Origin of the sequence: Pseudovibrio axinellae, from assembly GCF_900110875.1 — a bacterium.
Lineage (GTDB): Bacteria > Pseudomonadota > Alphaproteobacteria > Rhizobiales > Stappiaceae > Pseudovibrio > Pseudovibrio axinellae.
The window spans coordinates 313,212-325,500 of record NZ_FOFM01000002.1; the positions used below are offsets into that span (position 1 = coordinate 313,212).

Annotated in this window: 12 protein-coding genes; 8 read left to right on the forward strand and 4 right to left on the reverse strand. The window is 50.2% G+C overall.

Annotation, left to right across the window (positions count from 1 at the left end; translation table 11 throughout):
• Positions 1-28 precede the first annotated feature (28 nt).
• Positions 29-814: a protein NO VEIN domain-containing protein gene (locus tag BMZ51_RS06390; RefSeq protein ID WP_161941212.1), complete on the reverse strand. Its 786-nt coding sequence runs from the start codon at positions 812-814 to the stop codon at positions 29-31.
• 213 nt (positions 815-1,027) lie between these two features.
• Complete coding sequence (locus BMZ51_RS06395) at positions 1,028-2,836, reverse strand: M2 family metallopeptidase (RefSeq protein ID WP_068004926.1); 1,809 nt, start codon at positions 2,834-2,836, stop codon at positions 1,028-1,030.
• A 199-nt stretch (positions 2,837-3,035) separates the two neighbouring features.
• Here BMZ51_RS06395 and BMZ51_RS06400 point away from each other — a divergent pair, with 199 nt between their 5' ends.
• The gene (locus BMZ51_RS06400) at positions 3,036-3,539 is read left to right on the forward strand and encodes a GNAT family N-acetyltransferase (protein ID WP_068004928.1); all 504 of its coding nucleotides are present in this window, start codon (positions 3,036-3,038) and stop codon (positions 3,537-3,539) included.
• A 134-nt stretch (positions 3,540-3,673) separates the two neighbouring features.
• Positions 3,674-4,270 (forward strand): NAD(P)H:quinone oxidoreductase, encoded by a 597-nt coding sequence (gene wrbA / locus BMZ51_RS06405; protein ID WP_068004930.1) that lies wholly within the window; start codon positions 3,674-3,676, stop codon positions 4,268-4,270.
• Between the two features lie 37 nt (positions 4,271-4,307).
• Here wrbA and BMZ51_RS06410 read toward each other — a convergent pair whose 3' ends face one another.
• Together BMZ51_RS06410 and hrcA are read right to left on the reverse strand one after the other, a co-directional pair.
• Positions 4,308-5,126, reverse strand: a complete 819-nt coding sequence (locus tag BMZ51_RS06410; protein ID WP_068004932.1) for a HesA/MoeB/ThiF family protein — start codon at positions 5,124-5,126, stop codon at positions 4,308-4,310.
• Between the two features lie 16 nt (positions 5,127-5,142).
• Positions 5,143-6,210 carry a heat-inducible transcriptional repressor HrcA gene (gene hrcA, locus BMZ51_RS06415; protein ID WP_068005265.1) on the reverse strand — a complete coding sequence of 356 codons (1,068 nt, stop codon included), beginning with the start codon at positions 6,208-6,210 and terminating at the stop codon, positions 5,143-5,145.
• A gap of 209 nt (positions 6,211-6,419) precedes the next feature.
• Between hrcA and rph the strand changes: the two genes are divergently transcribed.
• The 6 genes from rph to BMZ51_RS06450 all read left to right on the forward strand — a co-directional run bounded on the left by rph (position 6,420) and on the right by BMZ51_RS06450 (position 12,288).
• Positions 6,420-7,139 carry a ribonuclease PH gene (gene rph / locus BMZ51_RS06420; RefSeq protein ID WP_074881877.1) on the forward strand — a complete coding sequence of 240 codons (720 nt, stop codon included), beginning with the start codon at positions 6,420-6,422 and terminating at the stop codon, positions 7,137-7,139.
• A complete protein-coding gene (rdgB, locus tag BMZ51_RS06425) occupies positions 7,139-7,780 on the forward strand; it encodes an RdgB/HAM1 family non-canonical purine NTP pyrophosphatase (RefSeq protein WP_068004933.1) in 642 nt (213 codons plus the stop codon). Before rph ends, rdgB begins: the two co-directional genes overlap by 1 nt.
• A 23-nt stretch (positions 7,781-7,803) precedes the next feature.
• Positions 7,804-8,967, forward strand: coding sequence for a radical SAM family heme chaperone HemW (gene hemW, locus BMZ51_RS06430; RefSeq protein ID WP_068004936.1), 1,164 nt, complete (start codon positions 7,804-7,806; stop codon positions 8,965-8,967).
• A 331-nt stretch (positions 8,968-9,298) separates the two neighbouring features.
• Entirely contained in the window at positions 9,299-10,858 is a 1,560-nt protein-coding gene (phaZ, locus tag BMZ51_RS06440; protein ID WP_074881881.1) for a polyhydroxyalkanoate depolymerase, read from the forward strand.
• Positions 10,859-10,965: 107 nt separating this feature from the next.
• Positions 10,966-11,379 (forward strand): DUF2852 domain-containing protein, encoded by a 414-nt coding sequence (locus BMZ51_RS06445; protein ID WP_068004945.1) that lies wholly within the window; start codon positions 10,966-10,968, stop codon positions 11,377-11,379.
• A gap of 165 nt (positions 11,380-11,544) precedes the next feature.
• A complete protein-coding gene (locus tag BMZ51_RS06450) occupies positions 11,545-12,288 on the forward strand; it encodes a M48 family metallopeptidase (protein ID WP_068004948.1) in 744 nt (247 codons plus the stop codon).
• Position 12,289: the final 1 nt, after the last annotated feature.

Consider the following 12,289-nt stretch of genomic DNA (forward strand, 5'->3'; position numbering starts at 1 on the left):
CAGTTTTAGGGAAGGAAGGTCCTGCAATCTATTTGAAGGAGGCTTTGTAGATTGTTGGCGTCAGCTCAACATGATCCTCAAGTGGCACCTGCAGTTCAAACACCTTTGGATTGGTAGAGAAATCATAGACCCGCATGAGGATGTAATTATTGGGTTCCTCCGCAGCAAAGTCCACTTCGTTTTGGCTAATAAAAAATGGTGTTTCACAACCACCATTCGTTGTCTTCACTTCAATAAAGCGCTGCTTGCCATCCTCACTATACGACAAAATATCGTAACCAAGGCCGTCGCCCTGTTCCTTTGATGCCCAGATCACCTTTTCAGCAAGTGTTGTAGAACCTGCAGCATCTAAACGCTCCTTCTCAGCTTGGAGAATAAATTCTTCACCAAGCTTCCCAAGCTCGCGGTTATTTGCATCTCGCTTAGCATAATCTATAACTTGAGGTCTTCTAGTGAAGGAAGCCGTCGCTTTTGGTTTAATGGTCAATGCTTGGGGTAGCGCCGGAGGGGTATATTCAGCAGATACTTCATCTATTTCTATGAAGGACTGAGAAATATCCTCAAAACTTATCTCATTTTGATGGTTCAAAAACCGCTGCACGGCCTCAGCAAGAGAGCCCTGATAGTTCTTCGCGGGTCGAAGGCCGGTCACCCATGGGTGTTGGAGCCCTTCAAGTACAGCACTCACGTTTTGCTGCTTAAACTCGATAGCCTTGTCGGAGCGGGAAATTGATAGGGTTAAGGCTCGTCGACGAGCGGCTTTATTGAAGGCTTGACCACGAAGGTCTAGCCTCAGCATTTCAAAATAGTCCACGACGAGAAGATCATTTTCCTCATCTGTCCAATCACTTGCACTCATAAAAATCTCAAATCAAACATTGTTTAAATCAAGATTACCATATTGCAACTGCAACTATAAGTGGTTCAAGCGCCTTCCTCAAAACACAAACCCCGCCATGAAAGACGGGGTCTGATCGTATTCGGTATGGCTCAACGATAACGAGGCTTGGCAGAGTTGCCTGCCTATCTACCAGCCGCAGGAATTTCCTGAGTTTTGCTCGTCCAGGTAAGATTGGAGCGGTGCAAAGTACTCAAGGATTGCTGTTGCATCAGCTTTCCGGCTTCCGGTGAAGGCTTCCAGGCTATCTTGCCAGGGCAAAGCTGCTCCGGTTTCCAGCATCGCGTTGAATTTCTTGCCAACTTCCTTGTTGCCATAAATGGAGCAAGCTGCCAGAGGCCCTTCCCACCCTGCAAGGCGGCATGCCTCACGGTAAAACTGGAACTGGAAGATATGCGCAAGGAAGTAGCGGGTATACGGCACATTGTTTGGAATATGATACTTTGCACCAGGGTCAAACGCATCATCGCTACGGCTTATAGGGGCTGCGACGCCCTGATACTTTTCACGAAGCTCCCACCAACCCCGATTGTAATCCTTAGGAGCATACTCGCCGTTGAACACTTTCCAGCGCCACTGGTCCACCATCAACCCAAACGGCAAAAATGCGATCTTATCCAGTGCCTGTGCCAGCAAGATACTGGTGTTCACTTCCTCAGAGGCATCAGGCGGTAACAGCCCAATTTGCTTGAGGTACTTTGGGGTGATGGAAAGGCTCACCATATCGCCAATTGCCTCATGGAACCCATCATTCGGGTCATCCTGATACATAGGCGATTGCTGATTATAAGCGCGCTGGTAGAAATTGTGCCCAAGCTCGTGGTGAACGGTGTTGAAATCTTCCCCTGTTACCTCAGTACACATCTTAATGCGCAGGTCGTTCTTTCCGTCCACATTCCACGCAGACGCATGGCACTGTACATCCCGGTCCCGCGGCTCAGTGATCAAAGAACGCTCATAAAATGTCTCAGGGAGCGGGTCAAAGCCAAGCGATGTAAAGAAACCCTCAGCGGTTTGAACCATCTTGCGCGGCCCATAGTTCTGATCTTCCAGCAGCTTAGTCAGGTCGTACCCTGGCTCCGCGCCTTCCGGTGCCACAAGCGGATAAATGTTACCCCAGGATTGCGCCCACATATTACCCAGTAAATGTGCGGGAATCGGCCCATCAGAGGGTACCTTGTCGGCTCCATACTCATCCACGAGCCTGCCGCGCACATAACAGTGCAAGCTATCATAAAGCGGTTTTACCTCACCCCAAAGCCGATCCAGATCCTGCCGAAAATCATCAGGGTCCATGTCATATTTGGACCGCCACATGGAGCCGGTGTCTTTAAAGCCAAGCTCGCGGGAGCCTTGGTTGACGATTTCAACCATCTCCGAATACATGTCTTTCATTGGCGGCGAAATGGTGCGCCAGCCTTCCCATGCTTCCAGTAGCTTGTCGTAGTCGCGGCTCGTTGCCATGATTTTGCTGAGCTTTGAGAGAGAAAGTTCCTCGCCATCAACCTCATACTTGCCAGTGCCGTAAATGGTTTCCATTTCTGTATTGAGCTGGGCAAGCTGCTTGATCTTTTCAGGGTCATTTTCCGGTGCAGGCAACGTCAAGCCAAGTTTCAGCAGCTTCATTTTCCGCGCAAGGTCTGGCGGTAAATCCAGCTCAGCAAACTGCTTGGTTTGATTGGCGAGCGAAACATACAGTTTGGTTGTCCGTTCAGACATCAGCGCATTGAGCCAATTCGTATCGTAAGTGATAAAATTGGCGTTTACCCACGCAATACGGCCCGCTTCCTCGCTGATTTCCTCTATGGCTTTCTCTGAGGATTTGAGAAAGGCCCTAGCATCTTCAACCGTGACCTTTGACTCTGCAAAGGACGCTGTAGAGCTGAATGAAAATAGGGCGAGCGAAAGCGCTGGCAAAGCCGAAAATACTTGCTTCATGACAACCTCCCAATTGGTCACGACAAAAAAAATATCGGATGTATTTTTGATACATAAACTTTTGGTTGTGCCGCAACGGTAAGGGTTTTATTGTGTATGTCTAGCCCAATTTAATGAGATAATTCTCTTATTTTTTAATCATATGAGCAAAAATATTGCGATCCCGAGAAGAGGCTTCTGTAATGCTGAAGAGATCTAAATGACCGCAATTCCAACATTAGAAACACAGCGATTGATTTTGCGTCCCCCATGTATGGAAGACTGGCCAGATAATCTGGCGCTTATGAGATCTGAACGCTCAAAGTTCATGGGTGGGCCTGTGCCGCGCTATGTTGCATGGGGGATTTTTTGCCACGATATTGCGCAGTGGAGCCTCATGGGGCATGGCGCATTGATGATAGAGCTTAAATCCACAGGTTCATGCATCGGACAGGTTGCCATCAATCACGGCCCGCTGTTCCCAGAGCATGAGCTTGGCTGGTTTCTTTATGAGGGGCAAGAAGGCAACGGTTACGCTACAGAAGCAGCAACAGCGTTACGGGGTTGGGGGTTTGACGCGTTTGGTTTGAAGACTCTTGTCAGCTACATCGACCGGAAAAATCAAGGCTCCATTCGTATCGCAGAGCGCTTGGGCGGAACACTCGATCATGAGGCACCAAGAGAGGACCCAGAAGATCTGGCCTATAGATATTCGCCAGTTTGAGGTTAGCGCGTGTCCTGACCCTGTTTGATCTCTTAGCCCCATAATCTCTGGATATGACTGAAACGAAGAGTTTGTAGTGTTGCATGGCTGATGGCAGACGAATCTGGCCGTCGTTTATCCATGCAGGAGTAACAATGACCAAGGTTTTGATCCTCTACTATTCAACTTATGGGCACATAGAAACGCTTGCGAATGCGATGGCTGAAGGGGTTTCCGCCGCAGGTGCAACCGCTGTTGTAAAGCGCGTTCCTGAATTAACGCCGGAAGAGGTTGCACGGGCTCATCATTTTAAAATGGACCAACAAGCACCCATTGCTGAACCAAATGAGCTGGCAGATTACGACGCCATCATATTCGGCACACCAACCCGGTTTGGAAACATGGCATCACAAATGCGTAGCTTTCTAGATCAAACCGGTGGGCTCTGGGTTCAGGGCAAACTGGCGGGCAAAGTGGGCAGCGTGTTTGCATCTACGGGGACAGGATCAGGCAATGAGACGACGATCAGTTCATTTTGGAGCACCCTTGCTCACCAGGGAATGATCATCGTTGGGTTGCCTTACACATGCCCGGAAGTCGCTGACATTTCTGAAGTATTGGGTGGCTCTCCATATGGCGCTGGCACAATCGCAGGCGGGGATGGTTCTCTCAAACCTAAGGAGAAAGAGCTGAACATGGCGCGCTATCAGGGCAAGCACGTTGCAAACATAGCGACAAAGCTCACCTCTTAGCAGTGACGGCCCAAATTTTGCAAACAGCCCTTGCAGCCTATTTGTGCTCCTCCTCGAGCATTTCAGACCATGTTTTCGGGTTATCACCGTTCAAAGGGTTCTTCGGCGAGCGTTTGTATTTGATACTCTCAAAATGCATGCTCAGCGTATCTGCCAGCAGCAAGCGGCCAATCAGGCCTTCTCCAAAGCCAACCACTTCCTTAATCACTTCCAGCGCTTGCAAGGTGCCAACAAGTCCAGTCAAAGCGCCCAAAACACCAGCCTCTGTACAGGTTGGAATAGAGCCTGCCTCTGGCTTGTTGGGGAAAAGGCAGCGGTAAGTCGGGTTGACGTAATTTCCGTCGTCATCCTGCATAAAGGGCTTAAGCAGGGTGATTGAGCCATCAAACTGCCCAACTGCAGCTGTCACCAAAGGTCGGCCAGCATAGAAACAGGCATCAGAAACGAGGTAGCGTGTTGCAAAGTTATCTGAGCCATCAACCACGACATGATAGTCGTTGATCAACGCCATCGCGTTTTGGCCATTGATACGCGTTGGGTGCGGCACCACACGTACATTGGGGTTTAGCCGTGCAATGGCTTCAGCCGCACTGGCAACCTTTGGCTCGCCCAACTTCTCTGTATCGTGAATAATTTGCCGTTGCAGATTGGAAAGTGACACAACATCATCGTCCACAATGCCGATTGTGCCAATGCCTGCCGCTGCTAGATATTGCAGTACCGGTGCACCAAGGCCACCTGCCCCGATCACTAGAACACGGGCTGCTTTCAGCTTTTGTTGTCCAGGTCCACCCACATCCCGCAATACGATGTGGCGAGCATAACGTTCCAGTTCAGCAGCTGTGAGGGAAAGCACCAGAAACTCCAGTATTCTAGCCGAGTAAACGGCTTACAAGACGGGCTGTGTAGTCCACCATGGGAATAACACGCGCATAATTGAGGCGGGTTGGGCCAATAATACCAAGAACACCAACAACGCGCTGTTCACTATCGCGGTATGGAGAAACGATCAAGGAAGAACCGGAAAGCGAGAACAGCTTGTTTTCTGACCCGATAAAAATACGTACACCTTCACCATCCTTTGCAAGGTCAAGAAGACGGATAAGCTCGCTCTTATTTTCCAAGTCATCAAACAACAATCGAATGCGCTCAAGGTCTTCTTGCGCGCCAACGCCTTCTAGCAGGTTGGAACGCCCGCGGACGATCAATGTGCCTGAATCGCTTTTATCACCTCCCCAAACCGCAACGCCAGCATCAACAACCTTTGCGGTGAGTGTATCAAGCTCGGCCTGAAATTCATTTCGCTGCCGAACAAGCTCAGCCTGCGCCTCGGCTAGAGTTCGTGTTCTGATGATGGAGTTCAGGTAGTTAGAGGCCTCTGTCAGGGCAGAAGGCGGCAGGCCGGGAGGCAGGTCAACCACGCGGTTTTCCACCGAGCCGTCTTCGCTGACGAGTACGACCAATGCTTTAAGCGGTTCAAGCTGAACAAACTCTATGTGACGAAGAATGGCGTCAGTTTTGTTGGAAAGGACAAGCCCTGCCCCGCGGCTCAACCCCGAAAGCATCTGGCTGGCCTCCGTCAGAACCTGTTCAGGCGTCTTCTCGCTGCCTTTTGCCTTCACCTGAACAGCAATTTGCTCGCGCTCATCCTTGGTAAGGTCGCCAACCTCCAAAAAACCATCAACAAACAGGCGCAGTCCCGTTTGTGTCGGCAAGCGCCCAGCACTGGTATGGGTTGCATAAAGCAAGCCATGGTGTTCCAGATCAGCCATCACATTGCGAATAGAGGCAGGGGAAAGTGGCTTTGAAAGGCCGCGCGCAAGATTGCGCGAACCCAACGGCTCACCGGTTTCAAGGTAGTTTTCGACAATTCTCCGGAAGATCTCGCGGGAACGCTCATCAAGATCCTCAAGAGGCACAGAAGGAGGAACACTCGTCACGGTGCCAGTACTCCAGATCAACAGCAGGTTTTGGGCAAAGCCCTTGTGCAATCCCTAACACAGGACAATTGAACAGCCAAAATGCATTTTTCGCAGAAAATCGCCTCTCAATCTAAAACCAGCCTTTGCGCTAAGGGCAAAGCACGGCTAAAAGACCAGCAATATCTATCGTAACTTTGTAGCTACTAAGCAATTTGAGGGAGCTTACCTTGAACCGTCCATCCAAACGTACACCAGATGAAATGCGCGCAGTTAGCCTTGAGCGTGGCGTCTCTAAACATGCAGAAGGCTCCTGCCTGATCAAGTTTGGCGACACACACGTGTTGTGTACCGCAAGTTTGGAAGAGCGGATTCCACCGTGGTTGCGCGGCCAGAACCGTGGTTGGGTCACTGCTGAATACGGCATGTTGCCACGCGCAACAAACGATCGTATGCGCCGTGAGTCCTCGGCTGGCAAGCAGTCTGGCCGTACCCAGGAAATCCAGCGCCTCATTGGCCGCTCCCTGCGTGCTGTCGTCGATCTGGAAGCCCTCGGCGAACGCCAGATCACAATCGATTGTGATGTGATTCAGGCCGATGGCGGCAGCCGTACAGCCTCAATCACAGGTGCGTGGGTTGCGCTTCATGATTGTCTGGCATGGATGGAAGCGCGCGACATGGTCAAGGTTGAGAAGGTTCTCAAAGATCACATCGCTGCAATCTCCTGTGGCATCTACGAAGGTACGCCGGTTGCTGATCTGGATTACATCGAGGATTCCTCTGCCGATACAGATGCAAACTTTGTTATGACTGGCAAAGGCGGCATTGTCGAAATTCAGGGTACTGCAGAAGGTGAGCCATTCTCTGAAGAGGAACTCGGTCAGTTGATGGGCCTTGCAAAACAGTCCATCAACAAGTTGGTTGAGCTGCAAAAACTAACGGTGCTCTAATGCAAGCTGAAACCTTAACAAACCGCCGTTTAGAGCCGGGCAAGCTTGTGCTTGCCAGCCATAACAAAGGCAAGCTGCGTGAAATTCACGATATGCTTGCCCCGCATGGTTTCACGGTAATTTCTGCTGGTGATCTGGACCTGCCAGAGCCGATAGAAGATGGTGACACATTTGAAGCTAACGCAGCAATCAAAGCGTTGGCTGCAACAAAAGCAACTGGCCTGCCTGCATTGGCAGACGACAGCGGTTTTTGCGTGAGTGGCCTCAACGGTGATCCTGGCATTTATTCTGCGCGTTGGGCTGGTCCAGGTAAGGACTTCGGCATGGCAATGCAGTCTGTACAGGACAAGCTGACAGAATCTGGGTTGGCAGATCGCGGAGCCTTCTTTGTTGCCGTGCTGTGCATTGCATGGCCCGATGGGTACCTCCAGTATTACCGCGGCGAAATCCATGGCGACCTGGTGTGGCCTCCTCGCGGGCTGGAAGGTTTCGGTTACGACCCTATGTTCGTTCCAGAAGGGTATGAAAAAACCTTCGGCGAAATGGGTAAAGAAGAAAAACACAAAACAAAAGAAGGCGAGGCCGTTTCTCACCGCGCCCGCGCTTTTGTTAAGTTTCAAAAAGAGTGCCTGCCGGAATAGTTCTGGCAGACAAAGGAAAAAGAATGACTGTGTCTCCGGTTGGCGGTTTTGGAATTTACGTGCATTGGCCTTTTTGCCTCGCAAAGTGCCCGTATTGTGATTTTAACTCTCACGTTCGCCACCAACCGGTTTCACAGGAACTCTATGCCAAAGCATTGGCCAAAGAGTTGGCGCGATACGCGCAGATGGTTCCGGGCAGAACCGTGGACTCGGTCTTTTTTGGCGGCGGCACTCCATCCTTGATGGAGCCTAAAACCGTTGAGACCATCATAAATGAGATCGCCCGGCTATGGCATTTGCCGGGTTCAGCCGAAATCTCCATGGAAGCCAACCCAACCAGCGTAGAAGCAACCCGTTTTGCAGGCTATCGCTCTGCTGGTGTGAACCGGCTTTCTGTTGGCATTCAAGCGCTTGATGATAAAGAACTGAAGATTTTGGGGCGCCAGCACTCTGTATCGGAAGCGATTCAAGCCGTTGAGATTGCGCGCAATACATTCTCTCGAATTTCGTTTGATCTGATTTACGCGCGTCCAAACCAAACTCTAAAGGGCTGGGAAGAAGAGCTCAACCGTGCCATTGATCTGGCAGCAGATCACCTTTCAATGTACCAGCTGACCATTGAAAGCGGCACAATGTTCCAGCGTCTCTATGCGGCCGGAAAGCTGGAGATGTTGGACCCTGACCTTGCGGCCGACATGTACGATCTCACCCAGGAGGTAACCGCCTCACGCGGCTTGCCGGCCTATGAGGTGTCCAACCACGCTGCGCCAAACTCCCAATGCCAGCACAACCTGATTTACTGGCGTTATGGAGACTATGTGGGTGTAGGGCCCGGCGCGCACGGCCGTTTGACGCTGGAAGATGGGGCAAAACTGGCAACCTCGACGGAAAAACACCCTGAAACATGGCTCAACTTGGTTGAAGCCAAAGGCAATGGAGCGATCTCGGAAGAGGTTCTCGTTCGCGAAGCACAAAGTGATGAGCTGCTTTTGATGGGCATGAGATTACACGAGGGGATCGATGTGCCCCTTTATGAGCAACTCTCAGGTCGTTGTTTTGACCCAATGCGATTGCGCCATTTGCAGGAAAACGGCATGGTGGAATGGGTTGGCAACAGCCGCATACGTGCAACGCAAGCAGGTTTTCCTCTATTGGATGCGGTAATTGCTGAACTTGCCTCTGACTAGCATATTTCAAGAGAATTCATTACCAATTTTGACTTAATGAAATAACCTCATCCGAATTACTTGATTCGACTGAACTATTAATTTGCGTATTGTGCAATGCAGCATACTTAGTTACACTGGGGATTACCTTAGTAGCTATGAGAACATATTGATCTGCAACGTAAGTTGAGATCGCTTTGTATATCTCCATGAGTATATGTTGCTGAAAAAGCATAGGGCCGCCTATGCTTTTGCGCTGCACCACTTCTCAGTGAAGTGTCTTTGTGTAGCAAAAGACCAAATTTGATAAAGTTGAGTTAGCTGAAACGAGCATTTGGGAAGGGAACATTCTGTGCTGTTCTACCATTTTTATGAACTGAACCATGCAGCGATGTCACCTGTCCGGGCTGCTGTGGACATGACACGGTTGTACTTTCAAAACCCGTTTAATCCAGTGTCCTATACGCAGGCTGGCCGTACAGTTGCCGCCTCCTGCGAGATGATGGAGCGTGTAACGCGCCGCTATGGCAAGCCTGAGTTTGAGTTATACTCGACCGTTGTCGATGGTGAAGAGATCAAGGTCAGCGAAGAGATCATCTGGTCTAAGCCATTTTGTGACATTCTTCATTTTCAAAGAGATTTGCCCGAAGATAGACGTGCTGACCCAAAAATGTTGATTGTCGCACCTATGTCGGGCCACTACGCGACTCTTTTGCGCGGCACGGTTGAAGCGCTTCTCCCCCATCTGGAGATCTACATGACCGACTGGGAAGACGCCCGGCAGGTGCCTGTAGCTGATGGCAACTTCGATCTGGATGATTACATCGACTATGTAATTCAGATATTGCATTTCCTCGGTCCGAACACGCACGTTTTGGCAGTATGCCAGCCTTCAGTGCCTGTTTTTGCCGCAGTGGCGCTGATGGAAGAAAAAGCAGACCAGTGCGCGCCAGCAACGATGACACTCATGGGCGGGCCAATTGATACCCGTGAAGGCCCAACAGCTGTGAATGATCTGGCAGTTGAAAAAGGGATCGACTGGTTCAAGCGCAATGTAATCATGGACGTTCCGTTCCCTCACAAAGGGTTTGGTCGTCAGGTTTATCCAGGCTTCCTGCAACTTTCCGGGTTCATGAGCATGAACTTGGACCGTCACATGGTGGCACACCGCGACTTCTTCCAGCATCTCATCGAAGGTGACGGAGATAGTGCGGAGAAACATCGTGATTTCTACGACGAATATCTCGCTGTGATGGATCTGACCGCTGAGTTCTATCTGCAGACGGTTGAAACGGTGTTCATAGAACATGCACTGCCAAAAGGTGAGCTGATGCATCGCGGCGAGCGTGTGGACCCTAAGAAAATTACTGGTACAGCCCTCCTGACTGTTGAGGGAGAAAATGATGATATCTCCGGTCTTGGTCAAACGCAGGCCGCGCAAAAACTTGCCGAAAACATCCCTGCCAACCGCAGAATGCACTACGTTCAGCAAGGCGTAGGCCACTACGGTGTATTTAACGGCTCGAAGTATCGCGCTGAAATTGTACCGCGCATTATTAAGTTCATCGAAGATAACGCGAGCAATGCCCGTTTACAGCAGGCTCCAAAGCGTACTGTCAAAAAAGCTTCCCCGACGGGTTTCTTCAAAAAGCTAAGGTCAGACCCGCTTCGTAAAATTCTGCTCTCTGAGCCCAAGGGGACGGCGGATGATTTGAAGCAGATCAGCGGTGTTGGGCCAAAGTTAGAAAAGGCTTTGAATGGAGTTGGTATCTTCCATTACTGGCAGATTGCAAGCTTAACTGAAGATCAGGCAGCTGCTTTGGATGATCGCCTCGATACCCGTGGGCGTTTGACACGTGACAGCTGGGTTGAACAGGCACTTCGTCTCAATGAAGAAGTGCATACTAATTAACGTTGAGTGGATGTTCCCTGATTTATAATAAAATATGTGATTGTCACTTGAAAACAAAATAAATCCTCCCCACCTCAAGACTGTTGATTTGAGAAGGGGTGAATTTAATGACTGTAAATACAATAAAGCCGTCGTGGAACCCACTTAGTATTGCACTAATGGTACTTGGATTCGTATTATTCTGGCCGCTAGGTCTTGCTATGCTTGCCTATATCTTGTGGGGTGACAATATGACTGGATGGAAGCGCGAAGCTAAGTGCCAGTGGGATCGCAGTAATTTAAAAAATGTGATGGATGGCATGCAAACCACAACACGTAGCGGAAATGCTGCTTTTGACGACTATCGTGAAAAAGAGCTGGCCCGCTTGGAAGAAGAGCGCAAAAAGCTTGAAAGCATGCGCAAAGAATTTGATGATTACATGGAAGACCTGCGTCGTGCAAAAGATCAGGATGAGTTCGATCGGTTCATGAGAAATCGGCATAATCGAACCGGTGAACCATCCGCAGGTGACGCAATTTGACGCTATTCCATCTTAGATAACAAGCCTCCGGTGCTCTGTTTTAACAGGGCACCCTTTTCTGTATCTAAGGGCACTTGGAGGACTTAAAGCAAATCGCATTGATTGACTTTCAAATCACTCCCTTCTCTGCAATAACGAGAGCAATCACTGCGACTTTGAGGTATTATGGGGTTCTTCGCGACAAAGGCTTTGCCTGAGTTTATCGAGGTGGATTTGGGCCATAGGCAGCAACGGATCCGTCTAAAGCGTAACTTACGCGCTAAGCGCTATATCTTAAGAATGCCACCAGGTGATCCGACGCCTATAATTACTGTTCCTGCGCGTGGCACTCTGAAAACCGCTCTAGATTTTGCGAGCCGCCATGCGGGTTGGTTGACGGAAAAATTGAACTCTCGTCCTGCGTCAATCAAGTTTGAAGAAAATGCCCGTATCCCCGTGCGCGGCGTGCTGCACACTTTGCGTGCCTCAGGAAAATTGCGCGGATTGGCTCAAGTCGATCGCGAGGAAGAGGCCGGCGAGCTTTTGCTTATGTTGCCGGGCGAAACGCAGAGCTTTCACCGCAAAACAAAAGATTTTCTGCGTAAAATTGCCAAACAAGACATTGAAGGACACGTAGAGCGCTTAACCAAAGAACTTGGACGCGGCTATCACAGTATCACGCTGCGCGATACGAAAAGCCGGTGGGGTTCATGTTCGGTGGATGGCAAGCTCTCGTTTTCGTGGCGGCTCGTGATGGCACCGCCAGATATTTTGGAATATGTGGCAGCCCATGAAGTCGCCCACCTAGCAAAACTGGACCATTCCCCTGAGTTTTGGCAGATCTGTGAGCGCCTGGCCCCACATACAAAGCAAGCTCAACGCTGGCTCAAAGAGCACGGTTCTCAGCTGCACCTATACGGGCAAGATTAAA